Source organism: Gordonia mangrovi (genome assembly GCF_024734075.1).
GTDB classification, from domain to species: Bacteria; Actinomycetota; Actinomycetes; order Mycobacteriales; family Mycobacteriaceae; genus Gordonia; species Gordonia mangrovi.
This window is the reverse complement of the sequence record NZ_CP102850.1, coordinates 139,282-153,946: the sequence shown is the minus strand read 5'-3', so window position 1 is coordinate 153,946 and position 14,665 is coordinate 139,282. Positions and strand designations below refer to the sequence as shown.

Below are 14,665 nucleotides of genomic sequence, written 5' to 3'. Positions count from 1 at the left end.
ACACAGCCGATCCGCAGATGCCATAATTCTGTCGACAATCGACGGTATGGAGAATCTCGACCCGCAGGGCTCCGGCCCCGTCCTGGGTCCATCGATCGCGGAAATTCTGGCCGAACATGTGAGTGGAACGGGTTCGCCCCTACGGACCGCTCGACGGGTGGCCGATGCGATCGGGGCCTGCGGCGACGACGGCACGTGGCTGTCGACCGTGGGTCGTGACGAACTGCTCGACGCGGCGGCCGAGCTCGAGAGCCGTCCTGGCGCTCGGACGCTCCCGCTCTACGGAGTCCCGTTCGGCGTCAAGGACAGCATCGACGTCGCGGGAGTGCCGACCACACTGTCGTGTCCGGACTTCGCCTACGTCCCGGCGGTGACGGCGCCGGCGGTCCAGCGACTGCTCGATGCGGGGGCACTGTATGTCGGTAAGACGAATCTGGACCAGTTCGCCACCGGACTCAACGGCACCCGCACGCCGCATACGGTACCGCGCAGTGTCTATGGCGGAGAGATGATCTCGGGAGGATCGAGCTCCGGATCGGCGCTCGCCGTGGCGCTCGGTCAGGTTCCGTTCGCGGTGGCGACCGACACCGCCGGCTCCGGTCGAGTGCCCGCGGCGCTCAACGGGGTGGTGGGATACAAACCGTCACGAGGTCTCATCAGCACGGTCGGTCTGGTGCCGGCATGCAAATCGTTGGACTGCATCACGATGATGGCCGGCCACATCGACGACGTCGACCGGGTGATGGCGGTGATGGCCGGTCGTGACGACGGCGATCCCTGGTCCCGAAGCGCCGGGCCCACGTATCCGGGCACTCCGATCCGTATTGGTCTGCCACCGGTGAGCGAACTGGAGTTCTTCGGTGACGACGCGATGCGCGCGGCCCACCTGGCGTTTCGAGACAGACTGGAGCACAACGCGTTCGCGGTGAAAGTGGAGATCGTCGAGGTATCCCTGGCGCCGTTCCTGGCGGCCGGGGAGTTGCTGTATGCGGGACCGTGGGTTGCCGAACGGCTGGTGGTGTTCGGCGACTTCCTGGCCGAACACCCGGACTCCATCCATCCGGTGGTCCGCGACATCCTGCGCAGTGGGCAGAAGTACAGCGCCGTCGACGCCTTCGCCGCACTCCAGGAACTACAGGAACTGCGGGCCGAGGTAGGCCGGACGTGGCGCGATCTGGACGTGCTCGTGGTGCCCACCATCGGTCGCACGTTCACCGTCGAGGAGGTTCTCGACCAACCGATCGAGACCAACACGATGCTCGGTCACTACACCCACTTCGGCAATCTGCTGGACCTGCTCGGCATCGCGGTGCCGCAGGGGCACACCGCCGATGGTCGGCCGCACAGCGTGATGCTGCTGGGCAACGCGCGCTCCGACGACACGGTTGTGCACTTGGCCGCGGCCCTGCTCGACGAGCCGCGGACCATAGCGCCCCCGACCACCGACCACACAGAAAGGCTTGTCTCGTGGCCGAACCCGTGATGATCGCCGCACAACCCGCGCCGCTGGACCTCGATCTCGCGCGCACCGCCCTCGTGATCATCGACATGCAACGCGACTTCCTGCTGCCCGGCGGGTTCGGGGAGAGCCTCGGCAACGACGTGACGCTCCTGCAGCGGGTCGTGGCCCCGTTGACGGAATTGCTCGCCGCTGCGCGCGCGGCCGAGATGTTGGTGATACACACCCGCGAGGGGCATCTGCCGGACCTGTCCGACTGTCCACCGGCGAAACTCAATCGCGGTGCGCCGTCGCAACGCATCGGTGATCCCGGCGTCTACGGCCGCATCCTGATCCGTGGCGAGTACGGCCACGACATCGTCGACGAACTCGCGCCCGCCGCCGGGGAAGTGGTGATCGACAAGCCGGGCAAGGGTGCCTTCTACGCCACCGACCTGGATGCCGTGCTCGCCGAACACGGCATCACCCAACTCCTGGTCACGGGTGTCACCACCGAGGTGTGCGTGCACACCACCACCCGTGAGGCCAACGACAGGGGCTTCGAATGCATCGTCGTATCCGACTGCGTCGGTTCGTATTTCCCGGAGTTCCAACGCGTCGGCCTGGAGATGATCGCCGCGCAGGGCGGGATCTTCGGCTGGACCGCGCCCAGCGGCGTCCTGATCGCCGCCCTCACCGATCAGTCGGCAGCGTCGCCGTCGACCACGGTGCCCGACACCGCAGTCTCCTGATGCGGGCACGCCACCTGTTGCCGAGAGGATCGCACCACCGATGAGCACCACCACCGACCCTGCTCCGCCCGCCGACCCGGCGCCGTCGCCCGCGCCGCCGACCGTGCCGTGGTGGACCCGCGGCGACACCAACGCCTTCTTCGGACTCGGGTTCAACATCCTCGTCAACGTGCTCACGCTGACCGGACTGATGATCGCCGTCGTCGCGGTCCCTGCCGGGGAGGTGCTCGGCACCGTGCTGCCCGCGCTCGGCGTGGCGCTGATCCTGGGCAATCTGTACTACACGTTCCTCGCGCGCCGCCTCGCCAAGCGGGAGAACCGCACCGACGTCACCGCCCTGCCCTACGGACCCAGCGTGCCGCACATGTTCATCGTGGTGTTCGTCGTGATGCTGCCGGTATATCTGTCCACCGACGATGCGATGCAGGCGTGGCAAGCCGGAGTGGCGTGGGCCTTCATGATCGGCGTGATCGTGATGATCGGCGCATTCGTCGGGCCCTATGTACGCAAGCTGACGCCTCGGGCGGCGATGCTCGGCACGCTCGCGGGCATCTCGATCACCTTCATCGCCATGCGGCCGGCCGCACAGATGTGGGAGGTCGCCTGGATCGGCCTGCCGGTGCTGGCGATCATCCTGATCGGGTTCTTCACCGACGTCCGGTTGCCCGGCAACATCCCGGTCGGTCTGGCCGCGCTGTTGGTCGGCACCGCGATCGGCTGGATCGGTGGCTACATGTCGGTGCCCGACCTCGAACAGGCCGTCTCCGACATCGCGGTGGGGATTCCGGATCAACGGGTCGACATGCTCATCTCCGGGCTCGGCGACCTGGCGCCGCTACTGGGTACCGCCATCCCCCTCGGCGTCTACAACTTCACCGAGGCGATGAGCAACGTCGAGAGCGCTGCGGCGGCCGGCGACAGCTACAACCTGCGCAGTGTGTTACTGGCCGACGGCGCGGGCGCCTGTATCGGCGCCGCCTTCGGGTCCCCGTTCCCGCCGGCGGTCTACATCGGCCATCCCGGGTGGAAGGACGCGGGCGGCCGGGCGAGTTACTCGTTGGCCAGTGGGGTGGTGATCGGCATCCTGTGCTTCGTCGGGCTCTTCGGGGTGTTGGAGGCCCTGCTGCCGGTACCGGCGATCGTGCCGATCCTGCTCTACATCGGTCTGCTGATCGGCGCGCAGGCATTCCAGGCCGTACCGCGACTCCACGCGGTGGCGGTGGTGGCGGCGATTCTGCCGAACCTCGCCGAGTGGGGCAGGGGCATGATCGACAATGCGTTGAGCGCTGCCGGTACGACAGCCGACGAGGTGGGCGCCGAGGCGCTCGGCAACGCCGGTCTCGTCTACGACGGTCTCAAGACCCTGGGAGAGGGTGCGGTGCTGGTGGGTTTGGTGCTGGGTGCCATCGTCACCTTCATCCTGGACAAGAAGTTTCACTTCGCCGCGATCGCGTGCGCGGTCGGTGCGGTGCTGTCGTTCATCGGGCTCATCCACGCGCCCGAGGTGAGTTGGGCGGCCAGCCCCGAGGTCGCACTCGGCTACTTCTTCTTCGGCGTGGTGTGCATTGCGTACTGGTTCCTGCCGAACGCCCGCGCACCCCGCACCTTCGACGAGGCCGAGGTAGTGGCCGGCCACTGATGTGACTTGCGGCGCGGGGGATGCGCCGGAGAACGAGCGTGCAGGCGTTTTGTTCTCCGGCGCGTCCATGCGCTAGAGTCATCACTCGGTTCGAGAGCATTCCCCCATAGCTCAATTGGCAGAGCATTCGACTGTTAATCGAACGGTTACTGGTTCGAGTCCAGTTGGGGGAGCAAGTAAAAATCCCCGTCGCCGGTATCTGGCGGCGGGGATTTTGGCTATCCGGGGCGGCCCTTCCCGGACGCGCCCGGGTCACACCTCGGCGGCTTCCCGGTGACGGGCGAGGTCGCGGCGCAGTTCGGCGACCTCGGTGCGCAGTGTCTGGATCTCGGCTGAAGTGGCCGCCGCGTTGGCCTCGTCGTCGTCGGCGACGCGCTGCACGATCCACGACGCGATGGTGGCGGTGACGACACCGATGACACTGATCCCGCCGAGCATCAGCAGACCCGCGATGACCCGCCCGGTGGTGGTGACCGGGGCGTAGTCGCCGTAGCCGACAGTGGTCACCGTGGTCATGGACCACCACAGCGCTTCGCCGAACGAGGTGATGGTGGCGTCGGGCAGGCCGCCCTCGGTCTCGTAGATCGCCAGGGACGCCACATAGATCAGGAGTGTCGCGCTGGCCGCCGTGTAGATCACCACGCGGCCTCGAATGGCACCGCCGAGTGCCTTCTGCAGCACCGTGATGAGGATCAACAACCGCAGCAGGCGGAGCGGGCGCAGCATCGGCAGGACGACGATGGCCAGATCGGCCAGGTGCCGCCAGAACCAGGACCAGCGGTCGGGGGTGATGGCGAGGCGCACGATGTAGTCGATGGCGAAAACGGCCCACGACATGAAGATGGCGACGTCGAGGACGGTGTTCATCGTCGAACCGGGATCGGCGAGAACCTGCACCGAGTACGCGGTGAGGAAGAGTATTGCCATGGCCACCAGCGGCCACTCCGCCCGTCGTTCCCACCACGCAAGCGAATCGTGCCGGCCGACGGCAGAGGCCCTGCGGCGGTTGGATGTGGTGTCGGCGGTGTCCATGTCGAGTGCACCTTTCGTCTCGTCGGGGCACCGCGACGTGACGAGGTCGCGGTGGGTCTCGCGGGACCGCTGAACGACCGGCGCCGCCCAGGGCGGGGCAGGTCGTCGGGGGTGACCTGCCCCGCCCTGGGCGGCGCACTACAAGAGACTACCCGACGCGGACGGATACCTCAGTCCGACCGGGCCCGGCGCGGCGCGGATCGGATGAAATCTCGGTGCCGGATCAGCTGTGCTCGTCCCAGATACCGGTCCCCGCCAGGTGCCGGGTCAGGCGCGCGGCACCGTCGACGAACTGGCGCCGCGTCTGCTCGACGACCTGTGCCCGGTCCCCGGCGCGATAGGCATCGATCAACTTCGCGTGGGAGTCGACGGCGACCTCACCCCATTCCGGATCGGTCGCGTACAACCGGGCGGGTGTGTAGCGGGTGGCACTGAGCAGGAACCAGGCGAGTTTGCCGCCCGACGCGATGAGGTTGTGTACCCGATGGAACTCGAACTCCGCGCTCGCGACCTGACTGCCGTCACCGGAGGCCAGCGCACTGCGTAGTTGCTGGTTGTGCCATTCGAGGTCGGCAATCTGTTCGGCGGTGATCGCGTCCGCGGTGCGCAATGCGAGTTTGACCGCGATCTCGCCCTGGAGCCAGAAGAGGTCCTCGACGTCGGTGCGGCTGAGTTCGGCGACGATGTAGCCCCGATGGGGTGCGAGATTCACCATTCCCTCACCCCGCAGGGTGAGCAGCGCCTCGCGGACCGGCGTCACACTGACGCCGAGTCGCTCGGCGGTCTCGTCCATGCGTACGTAGTCACCGGGACGGAGCGCTGCGGTCATGATCTGCTCACGCAGGTGCGCCGCGACCTCTTCGGAGAGCTGGGGCCGGCGCCTCAGACGTCCTGACGTCGAGCGCGCCGGGCCGTCAGAGCCCGTAGGTCTTGCCGATGATGTCGCGCTGGATTTCATTTGTGCCACCGTAGACGGTCGAGATGATCGCACCGCGCATCAGGCGCTCCGCGTCGAACTCGGTTGCGTAGCCGTAGCCACCCATCATCTGCATCGCGTCGATCGTCATCCGCTTCGACGTCTCGGTGGCCTTGAGCTTCGCCATCGAGGCCTCGCGCGGCAGCAGCTTGGTGGGATTGTCGTCAGCCTGCTGTGCCACCGCGTAGACCAGCTGCCGTGTGCACTCGATCTCGGTGGCGAGGTCGGCCATCCGGTGGCGCAGCGCCTGGAAGGTGCCGATGGGGCGGCCGAACTGCTTGCGGTCGGTGATGAACTCCAAGGTGTCGGCGAACGACCGTTCTGCCACGCCGAGTTGCATCGCGGCGAGGATCAGCCGCTCGGTGTTGAGTCCGGCCATCAGCTGGTTCCAACCGTTGCCCACCTCACCGACGACGGCCGAATCAGGCACCTCGCAGTCGGTGAAGTACAGGTCGTTGACCTCACGGCCGCCCAAGGTGTCGATGCCCTTGACCTCGAGGCCCGGGGTTCCGGCGGGGATGTGGAACTGGGTCAGGCCCTCGTGCTTCTTGTCGGTCTTCTCGGTGCGTGCGATGAGCAGGATCGACTTGGCGAAGTGCGCGTTGGAACACCAAGTCTTCTGACCGTTGATCACCCAGCCGCCGTCGACCTTCTCGGCGCGACACGTCAGGTTCGCGACGTCGGAGCCGGCCTCGGGTTCCGACATCGAGATGGACAGCGAATCGCCGTCGACGACGCCGGCGAGGACGTCCTTCTTGAGCTGTTCGTCGGCGAACTTCTGGTAGGCGGCGGCCGTGATCAGGGTCGGGCCGATGCCGCCGATCGGCGCGTTGCCGCGCATCGCCTCCTGCAGCAGGATGCACATCTCCATGTTGCCCGCGCCGGCGCCGCCGAACTCCTCGGGGACGACGATGCCGGTCCAGCCGAGTGCGGCCATCTTGCGGTAAAGCTCCGGTGAATGCAGTTCCGCACCGTTGTCGGTGAGCGCGTCGCGTTGCGCTCGGGTGCCGGCTTCGCGCTGACAGAAGTCGGCGACCGCCTTGGCGAATGCGGTTTGTTCGTCGGTGAAGGACACCATCGCGGGATCTGGCCTTTCGTCATGGTCGGGAGCAGCGCTCCAAGTCGGCTCGAAAGTATCACATCACATATATGTGTACGGGATGTGAGTGACCTGCACCACATACGGCGCCCGCTACATTGGTCGCATGCCCAAGTCTCAGCGGCCGCCGTCAGCCGGCGAGAGCGATCCCGCCGCCGTCGATCCCGCCGCCGTCGATCCCGCCGCCGATTCGTCCCCGGCAGATGCTCCGCGGGTGGGGAGTGCTCGATCACCGGAGGAACTGACCTCGCTCGACGGTGAGGAATTCCTGGCCGTCAATCGCTCCACTCGCGATCGGCTGCGTGCCGAGGCGGACGGCAAGAAGAGGCGCCGCCGGGGTCGGCGGCGGGGCGAGGGCGACGCCACGGACCGGGTTCCCGGGAGAGTCGCCGCCACCGGTTCCCGGCGTGGTGTGCGGGCTGCGGCGATCGTGCTGGCCGCGCTCTCGGTGATCCTTGCCGCGACCACGGTGTCCTTCGCTTTCGCCTGGATGCAGGCCGAAGACCGTGCGGAGGCGGCAGGGCCGTCGGAGGCAACCCGCTCGGAGATCATGCGCGTGGCACGCGACTACGCGGCCACTGTCGCGACCTATGATCCGGCCCGCTACGACGACCTGGACCGCCGAATCCAGGAGATCTCCACCCCTGAATTCGCCAAGACCTACATCACCTCCTCGCGGGACGCGCGCCGCGGCAATGCCGCGGTGGAGGGGACATCGCAGGCGGTGTCCAACGATGCCGGGGTGGTGTCGCTCTCCGACGGCAAAGCGGTCGTGTTGGTGACACTCGACCAGACGGTCACCTCGCCGCAGGTGAATTCCCAGGTGCCCGAGGGTATTCAGTATCAGTCACGGGTCAAGGTGACCTTGGAGCAACGCGACGGTCGGTGGCTACTGGCCGAGATCGACACGGTGTGAACCCCCGGGGGTGTGGTCGGCCAGGAGCAGCCGCAGACCCAGCGCGCTGACCCGCTCGGCGGACGGTCGACGGCGCGGGCGGGTGAGGTCCATCGTCACGTTCAGTGCCGCCTGCACCAGAAAGCGTGCCTGCACCGGGGTCAGTTCGGGACGATCTCTGGTCAGCCAACCAGCCCACTCCTCGACATTGATGCGCTGCTGAGCGCGGAGTTCGGTGCGTTGTCGCGGTTCGACGTTCCCGATCTCACTGGCGTAGACGGCGAGGATGTCGTTGTTGGTGCAGCACATGTCGCAATAGGCGGTCACCAGCGCCACGATCGCCTCCCGTGGAGTGGCGGCGCGAGCCAAAGCATCGGAGATCATCGCGGTGACCCGATCGGACGCCCGCCAGAACGCCGCCTGCAGGATCGCGGCCTTGCTCTCGAAGTGTCGGTACACGCCGGACGGCGGCAGATCAGCGGCTCGTGCGATGTCGTCGATCGTCACCTCGCGGAACCCGCGGGCGGCGAACAGTCGGATCGACTCCGCCAGCAGCACCTCACGTTTCGACGTGGGGGACAGTCCGCCACCCGTGCGGTCGATGGGCGCTTGCGGCGGCAACTCCACGTCCGTCAGCGACATCGCGGCGTCGGTGATCAGTGCCACGATCTGTCGCGCGGCCAGGGCCGTGCGGTGGGTGGCAGGGCTGGCGACCGCGCTCGTCATGGCCGCAGTGATGAGATCTGCCGAGGCGGCGTCGAGATCGGGCCGGCAGGCGTACAGCACGCCACGTATGCGCCGGTGCTGGGCGACCACGATCGCGCGGACGTACTGCGCGTCGTCGCCGATGAGGTAGTCGGCCTCCCAGTGATAGATCCCGCCGGTGCGCCGGTTGTCCACCGCCGCGGCCGTCAGCGCGCTGAGCAGCCCGCGCAACTCGGTCGTGGGATCGTCGGGCGAGATCGGCACCGCCTCGGTGGCCGCCGCCAGGGCGTCGGCGAGTGAGCGCGCCGTCTCGGCGAACAGGGCGTACTTGTTCGGGAAGTGCCGGTAGAGGGCCGGCGCGGAGATGCCCGCGGCCTCGGCGATGTCGTCGAGACGGACAGCGTGATAGCCGCTCCCGCTGAACGCCTTGGCGGCCACGCGCAGGATGACTTCACGCCGATCGGCCGGGCGACGCCGTGGCGTGCGGCCCTGCGAAGCAGTCGGGGTCGGGGAACGTGAAGCCATGAGATGCGAGCTTAGCCGGAATCGAACTTCTCCATACGAGATTCCTCTGACAGCAACAAAGTCCCAGCAAAATCGACCTTGTCGCAAAGATAAGTTAATGAGTATTCTCGTGATCTAGGTCGCACTGTGATAGTACTGTGGGCGTCGATCCACCTGTGGCAGGCGAGGGTGACAGAGCTTGAGGAGTGAGGCGAACAGTGAGTGAGCACGACGCTGCGGTCGACGAGGTGCGGGCCGAGGTGGACGCACGAGGGGTGGCCCGGATCGAGATCGACCGGCAGCATCGGATGAATGCGCTCAACGGCGCGGCCACCCGCACGATCATGGATGCGCTCGGCGAGTGGTCGCAGCGCGATGACGTGCGGGTGGTCATCATCGACGGCGTCGGTGGCAGCTTCAGCACCGGGGCCGACGTCATCGACATCGCCCAGACCGCCGGCGGTAATCCGAGCGGTGGTCTCGATGCCGGCCAGGCTCGCGGCGTCATCTCCGGAGGGTCCGAGCTCGCTCGTGCCGTGCGGGCGGTCCCGGTCCCGGTCATCGCGTCAGTGGATGGGCCTGCGGTCGGCATCGGCGCATCGCTGGCGATGGCCTCGGACCTGGTGTACGCGACCGAGCGGTCCTATTTCCTGTTGGCCTTCATCAACATCGGTCTCATGCCCGACGGTGGGGCATCGATGTTGGTGGCCGCGTCGATCGGTCGGGCCCGTGCGAACACCATGGCCTTGCTCGGCGAGAAGCTCCCGGCGGCAGAGGCATTCGGTGCCGGGCTCCTGAGTGGGCTCGTGGCCGACCGATCCGAACTCGACGCCACTGTCGACAAGGTCGTCGGCAAGCTGGCGGGCACCTCGACGAGCGCGCTGAGGCTGACCAAGGCGGCGCTCGATGCCCACACGATGGGCGACTTCGAGGCCGCTCTCGACCGCGAGCTCGATGGACAGACGGAATTGCTCCAGTCCGCCGAATTCCAGGCCGCGATGGCAGCCTTCGCCGGTAGCAGCGCCAAGTCCTGACGGCGCCGAAGATCCCCGCCGACCGACATCGACACCCACACAACACCACACGCGACCTGCGAGAGCAGCGCACGAACGGAGGAACAACCCATGACCGCAACCATCGACCCGGCCAGCGATCTCACGACCGAGCCACTGCGGTCGCGGCGCAACCACTGGAACAACCAGGTGCGCCGTCACGCCTTCATGACGCCCGATCGTCCCGCGCTGAAGTTCCTCGGCCAGGTGACCACGTGGCGTGAACTCGACGAGCGCACTCGGGCCTTCGCCGCAGCACTGAGCCGTCGAGGCGTCGGATTCGGTGACCGCATCCTGTTGGTCATGCTCAACCGGAGCGAGTACGTGGAGGCAACCCTCGGCGCCAACCTCATCGGTGCGATCCCGGTGCCGGTCAACGTCCGGATGAGCCCCGCCGAGATCGCCTTCCTGGTCTCCGACAGCGGCGCGAAGGTGATCGTCACCGAGTCGCTGCTGGCGCCGCTCGCCGACGCGGTGGTGGCCTCCACCGGTGCGATCGATTCGACGATCGTGGTCGGCGACACCGACAATGCTGCGCACCTGAAGTACGAAGAACTGATGGCCGAGGATTCCTCGGATCTGCCGGAGATCGACATCCCCGAAGAGACCGTGGCGTTGATCATGTACACCTCGGGCACCACCGGAAAGCCCAAGGGTGCCATGCTCACCCACACCAACCTGCAGGCGCAGGCGGTTACCTGTCTGCAGGCCCTGCAGACCCGGTCCGATGACATCGGGGCCTGCGTTGCACCGATGTTCCACATCGCCGGCCTCGGCGCGATGACCCCGCTGTTCTACATGGGCGCGCTCTCGGTGATCCATCCGCTGGGGGCATTCGACCCCAACGACATGCTCGACATCCTGGAGCAGGAGGGCACCACGTCGATCTTCCTGGTGCCCGCGCAGTGGCAGGCGGTGTGCGCCGCTCAGCAGGCGAAGCCGCGTGACCTCAAGCTGCGCGTGATCAGCTGGGGTGCGGCGCCGGCATCGGACACCGTGCTCCGGGCGATGAGCGAGACCTTCCCGGATGCAGTCAATGTCGCCGTCTTCGGGCAGACCGAGATGTCGCCGATCACCTGTGTCCTCGAGGGCAAGGATGCGCTGCGCAAGATCGGCTCGATCGGCAAGGTGGTGCCGGCGGTGACCGCACGCGTCGTGGACCCGGAGATGAACGACGTGGCGCGCGGTGACGTCGGCGAGATCGTCTACCGCGGACCCAACATGATGAAGGGCTACTGGCAGAACCCGCAGGGCACCGCGGATGCGTTCCACGGAGGGTGGTTCCACTCCGGTGACCTGGTCCGTGAGGACGAGGAGGGCTTCCTCTACGTCGTCGACCGTGCCAAGGACATGATCATCTCCGGTGGCGAGAACATCTACTGCGCCGAGGTGGAGAACGCCCTGTTCGGCTACGAGAAGATCTCGGAGGCCGCGATCATCGGTCGCGCACACGAGAAGTGGGGCGAGGTGCCCGTCGCCGTGGTGGTGCTCGCCGAGGGCGTCGACGATCTCACGCTGGAGGAGATGGAGCCCTATCTGAACGAGAACCTGGCCCGGTTCAAGCACCCCAAGGACCTGGTCATCGTCGACGAGCTGCCGCGTAACGCCGGCGGCAAGGTGGTCAAGCCGACGCTGCGTTCGTCCTACGGCAGCAAGGATGCCGGCCTGGCGAACTGAGCGTGAGCCGGATCGTGGCGTCGATCCGGGCGTGAGAGCGGACCGCGTGCACTCGGGGCTGTGCATGCGGTCCGTTCGTCTGTGTGGGGTTTGCGGTGGGAGGAATCTCGGACTAGAACACGTTCCATTTCTGCACGAAAGTGACTAGGGTCTCTTCTAGGTCGTCGGCGTCTGCCGGGGGGCGATGGAAGTCGGTCGAGTCGTTGTCGGAAGTGGAGGATGTCAGGTGAAGACCAAGGGTGCGCTGCTGCGGGAGAACAACAAGCCGTGGGAGATCGAGGAGATCGAGATCGGCGATCCGCAGCGCAGCGAGATCAAGATCCGGATGGAAGCGGCCGGTATGTGCCACTCGGATCATCATCTGATGACCGGCGGCATCCCGATGGCCGGGTTCCCCATCCTGGGTGGGCACGAGGGTGCCGGTGTGGTCGAGGAGGTAGGGGAGGGCGTCACCGACTTCGAGGTCGGCGACCACGTGGTGTTGTCGTTCATCCCGTCGTGTGGCAAGTGCCCCTCGTGTAAGGCGGGTCTGGCCAACCTGTGTGACTTCGGCGCGATGCTGTTGCAGGGTGAAGCCGTTTCCGACAACACCTTTCGCATCCACACGGCGGAAGGGGAACCGGTCTACCCGATGACCCTGCTCGGCACCTTCTCGCCCTACATGGTGGTCCACGAGGCCTCGGCGGTGAAGATCGACAAGGACATCCCGTTCGAGGTCGCCGCACTGTGTGGCTGCGGCATCCCGACGGGGTACGGCTCGTCGACGCGTAGCGGTCATGTGCGCCCCGGCGAGGACGTCGCCATCGTCGGCGTGGGCGGTGTCGGCACCGCGGCGCTGCAGGGTGCGGTCATCTCGGGCGCCCGCAACGTGATCGCGATCGACCCGGTGGAGTGGAAGCGCGAGCAGGCGATGAAGTTCGGTGCCACCCATGCGTTCGCATCGGTGGAAGAGGCCGCGATGAGCATCGCCGAGTTGACCAACGGCCACATGTGCCACAAGGTGATCGTCACCGTCGGCGAAGTGCACGGTAAGGATGTCGACACCTGGATGGGGATCACCGCCAAGGCCGGTACCTGCGTGCTCACCGGTATGGGCAACATGCTCGAGAACGAGGTGACGCTGAACCTGTCCATGTTGACGCTGCTGCAGAAGAATCTGCAGGGCAGCATCTTCGGCGGGGCCAATCCGAAGCTCGACATCCCGCAACTGTTGTCGATGTATCGGATGGGCAAGCTCAACATCGAGGACATGATCACGCGGCAGTACCGCCTGGACCAGATCAACGAGGGCTATCAGGACATGCTCGACGGTAAGAACATCCGCGGCGTGATCCGATACACCGACGCCGACCGCTGAGCGTCATCCCGGCATGTCGGTAGTGTGGCCGATGTGTCGTCTTTGAATGCGTTGGCGCAATGGCCGGTCGACAACGTCTCGGCCGCGATCGTCTCGACGAGTGGGGTCATCGATCAATTCGGTGACCCCACTCGCGTGTTCGAACTCGCCTCGGTGACCAAACCCTTGGTGGCGCAGGCGGTGTTGGTCGCCGTCGAGGAGGAGGCGGTGAGCCTCGACGACCCGGCCGGGCCGCCTGACGCCACCATTGCGCATCTGCTGTCGCACGCCTCGGGTCTGGATTTCGCCAGCCGCGAGGTCATCGCGCCCGTCGCGACCCAACGCATTTATTCCAGTGCCGGTTTCGAAGTGCTCGCCGAAACGGTGCAGGCCGCCACCGACATCGACTTCGCCACGTACCTGCGGCAGGCGGTCTGCGAACCGCTCGGCATGTCGTCGACGGAACTGGTCGGGCCGGCCGGTCACGGAGCCCGCTCGTGCGTCGCCGACCTCGCGCGATTTGCCACGGATCTGCTGTCGCCGACGGTGTTGTCGGCCGACCTCGCGACCGACGCGGTATCGGTGCAATTTCCGGGCCTCGACGGTTTCGTACCCGGCTACGGAAAGCAGAAGCCGAACGACTGGGGGCTGGGATTCGAGATCCGGTCCCACAAGAGCCCGCACTGGACCGGAACTCAGAACTCGCCGCGCACCTTCGGTCACTTCGGACAGGCGGGGACGTTCTGCTGGGTGGATCCGGAACTGCAGGCCGCATGTGTCGTGCTCACCGACCGCGACTTCGGTGCATGGGCCAAACCCCTGTGGAGTGAGTTCAACGATGCCGTCATCGACGATGTCCGCAGCCGAACTCGTTCCTGAGAAAGCACACCAGAAACTGGCGCAACACGTGCAACATGGGGCACAATTGACCACACAAGTGTGATATCCGGATTCGCGAGGTGTGTTGGGGAAGACGTTCCTCGTCGAAAACCGGAGGTGAACAAGGTGCGCAATCTGAATCAGTTTGCGGACATGACGACTGGAGTGGTCTACATCCACTCGGCGCCGGTGGCGCTGTGCCCGCATGTGGAGTGGGCTCTGTCGTCGACCCTGAATGCGCGGGCCAACCTGAAGTGGTCCGCGCAAGAAGCCGACCCCGGGTTACAGCGCGCGACCGTCGACTGGACCGGGCCGGTCGGCACTGCCGCGCGTCTGGTCACCGCGCTGCGCGAATGGTCGGGCCTGCGATTCGAGGTGACCGAGAACGCCAGCGACGGCGTCGACGGCGAACGTTTCTGCTATGTCCCGGGATTGGGGCTGTGGCGGGGCGCGATGAGTGCCAACGGCGACGTGATGATCGGCGAGATGCAGCTACGATCGCTGATCGACAGACAACCCGACAGCATCGGTCTCGCCGGCGACCTCGAGGCCGTTCTGGGAACCGCGTGGGACGACGCGCTGGAGCCCTATCGGATGGGTGGGGCCGGCGCCGAGGTCACCTGGCTGCAGCAGCGGGTGGGGTAGGCGCTCCTGGTCGCGCGCGCAGCTCCTGTTCGCGCG

Annotated in this window: 13 protein-coding genes and 1 tRNA gene; 10 read left to right on the top strand and 4 right to left on the bottom strand. The window is 66.5% G+C overall.

Features of this window, described 5'->3' with window-relative positions; translation table 11 throughout:
* The first annotated feature begins 46 nt into the window (after positions 1-46).
* The 4 genes from NWF22_RS00710 to NWF22_RS00695 all read left to right on the top strand — a co-directional run bounded on the left by NWF22_RS00710 (position 47) and on the right by NWF22_RS00695 (position 4,002).
* Positions 47-1,483: an allophanate hydrolase gene (locus tag NWF22_RS00710; protein WP_160901065.1), complete on the top strand. Its 1,437-nt coding sequence runs from the start codon at positions 47-49 to the stop codon at positions 1,481-1,483.
* Complete coding sequence (locus NWF22_RS00705) at positions 1,483-2,190, top strand: cysteine hydrolase family protein (RefSeq protein ID WP_202398389.1); 708 nt, start codon at positions 1,483-1,485, stop codon at positions 2,188-2,190. The genes NWF22_RS00710 and NWF22_RS00705 overlap by 1 nt, the downstream gene beginning before the upstream one ends.
* A gap of 40 nt (positions 2,191-2,230) precedes the next feature.
* The gene (locus NWF22_RS00700) at positions 2,231-3,829 is read left to right on the top strand and encodes a regulator (RefSeq protein WP_160901067.1); all 1,599 of its coding nucleotides are present in this window, start codon (positions 2,231-2,233) and stop codon (positions 3,827-3,829) included.
* 100 nt (positions 3,830-3,929) lie between these two features.
* Positions 3,930-4,002: transfer RNA gene (locus NWF22_RS00695), tRNA-Asn, on the top strand.
* A gap of 79 nt (positions 4,003-4,081) precedes the next feature.
* On the opposite strand, the gene NWF22_RS00690 is transcribed toward NWF22_RS00695, so the two are convergent.
* The 3 genes from NWF22_RS00690 to NWF22_RS00680 form a co-directional block, all read right to left on the bottom strand.
* Positions 4,082-4,861 (bottom strand): potassium channel family protein, encoded by a 780-nt coding sequence (locus NWF22_RS00690; protein ID WP_160901068.1) that lies wholly within the window; start codon positions 4,859-4,861, stop codon positions 4,082-4,084.
* Between the two features lie 223 nt (positions 4,862-5,084).
* Positions 5,085-5,819 carry a GntR family transcriptional regulator gene (locus tag NWF22_RS00685; protein WP_160901069.1) on the bottom strand — a complete coding sequence of 245 codons (735 nt, stop codon included), beginning with the start codon at positions 5,817-5,819 and terminating at the stop codon, positions 5,085-5,087.
* Positions 5,776-6,915: an acyl-CoA dehydrogenase family protein gene (locus NWF22_RS00680; RefSeq protein WP_160901070.1), complete on the bottom strand. Its 1,140-nt coding sequence runs from the start codon at positions 6,913-6,915 to the stop codon at positions 5,776-5,778. The genes NWF22_RS00685 and NWF22_RS00680 overlap by 44 nt, the downstream gene beginning before the upstream one ends.
* A gap of 127 nt (positions 6,916-7,042) precedes the next feature.
* Here NWF22_RS00680 and NWF22_RS00675 point away from each other — a divergent pair, with 127 nt between their 5' ends.
* Positions 7,043-7,852, top strand: a complete 810-nt coding sequence (locus tag NWF22_RS00675) for a hypothetical protein (protein WP_160901071.1) — start codon at positions 7,043-7,045, stop codon at positions 7,850-7,852.
* Here NWF22_RS00675 and NWF22_RS00670 read toward each other — a convergent pair.
* Positions 7,826-9,061, bottom strand: coding sequence for a TetR/AcrR family transcriptional regulator (locus tag NWF22_RS00670; protein ID WP_160901072.1), 1,236 nt, complete (start codon positions 9,059-9,061; stop codon positions 7,826-7,828). The genes NWF22_RS00675 and NWF22_RS00670 overlap by 27 nt on opposite strands.
* Before the next feature lie 197 nt (positions 9,062-9,258).
* Here NWF22_RS00670 and NWF22_RS00665 point away from each other — a divergent pair, with 197 nt between their 5' ends.
* From NWF22_RS00665 to NWF22_RS00645, 5 genes are all read left to right on the top strand, one after another.
* Positions 9,259-10,074: an enoyl-CoA hydratase-related protein gene (locus NWF22_RS00665; protein ID WP_258321282.1), complete on the top strand. Its 816-nt coding sequence runs from the start codon at positions 9,259-9,261 to the stop codon at positions 10,072-10,074.
* Between the two features lie 90 nt (positions 10,075-10,164).
* On the top strand, positions 10,165-11,769 hold the full coding sequence (gene fadD5, locus NWF22_RS00660) for a fatty-acid--CoA ligase FadD5 (protein ID WP_160901073.1): 1,605 nt from the start codon (positions 10,165-10,167) through the stop codon (positions 11,767-11,769).
* 226 nt (positions 11,770-11,995) lie between these two features.
* Positions 11,996-13,126: an NDMA-dependent alcohol dehydrogenase gene (locus NWF22_RS00655; RefSeq protein ID WP_160901074.1), complete on the top strand. Its 1,131-nt coding sequence runs from the start codon at positions 11,996-11,998 to the stop codon at positions 13,124-13,126.
* A 33-nt stretch (positions 13,127-13,159) separates the two neighbouring features.
* On the top strand, positions 13,160-13,984 hold the full coding sequence (locus NWF22_RS00650; RefSeq protein ID WP_160901075.1) for a serine hydrolase domain-containing protein: 825 nt from the start codon (positions 13,160-13,162) through the stop codon (positions 13,982-13,984).
* 126 nt (positions 13,985-14,110) lie between these two features.
* On the top strand, positions 14,111-14,629 hold the full coding sequence (locus NWF22_RS00645) for a DUF3145 domain-containing protein (RefSeq protein WP_160901076.1): 519 nt from the start codon (positions 14,111-14,113) through the stop codon (positions 14,627-14,629).
* Positions 14,630-14,665: the final 36 nt, after the last annotated feature.

Excerpts from the sequence above, each read along its gene's own strand:
- NWF22_RS00710 (WP_160901065.1), top strand. The coding sequence starts at position 47 with ATGGAGAATCTCGACCCGCAGGGCTCCGGCCCCGTCCTGGGTCCATCG.
- NWF22_RS00705 (WP_202398389.1), top strand. The coding sequence starts at position 1,483 with ATGATCGCCGCACAACCCGCGCCGCTGGACCTCGATCTCGCGCGCACC.
- NWF22_RS00700 (WP_160901067.1), top strand. The coding sequence starts at position 2,231 with ATGAGCACCACCACCGACCCTGCTCCGCCCGCCGACCCGGCGCCGTCG.
- NWF22_RS00690 (WP_160901068.1), bottom strand. The coding sequence starts at position 4,861 with ATGGACACCGCCGACACCACATCCAACCGCCGCAGGGCCTCTGCCGTC.
- NWF22_RS00685 (WP_160901069.1), bottom strand. The coding sequence starts at position 5,819 with ATGAAATCCAGCGCGACATCATCGGCAAGACCTACGGGCTCTGACGGC.
- NWF22_RS00680 (WP_160901070.1), bottom strand. The coding sequence starts at position 6,915 with ATGGTGTCCTTCACCGACGAACAAACCGCATTCGCCAAGGCGGTCGCC.
- NWF22_RS00675 (WP_160901071.1), top strand. The coding sequence starts at position 7,043 with ATGCCCAAGTCTCAGCGGCCGCCGTCAGCCGGCGAGAGCGATCCCGCC.
- NWF22_RS00670 (WP_160901072.1), bottom strand. The coding sequence starts at position 9,061 with ATGGCTTCACGTTCCCCGACCCCGACTGCTTCGCAGGGCCGCACGCCA.
- fadD5 (WP_160901073.1), top strand. The coding sequence starts at position 10,165 with ATGACCGCAACCATCGACCCGGCCAGCGATCTCACGACCGAGCCACTG.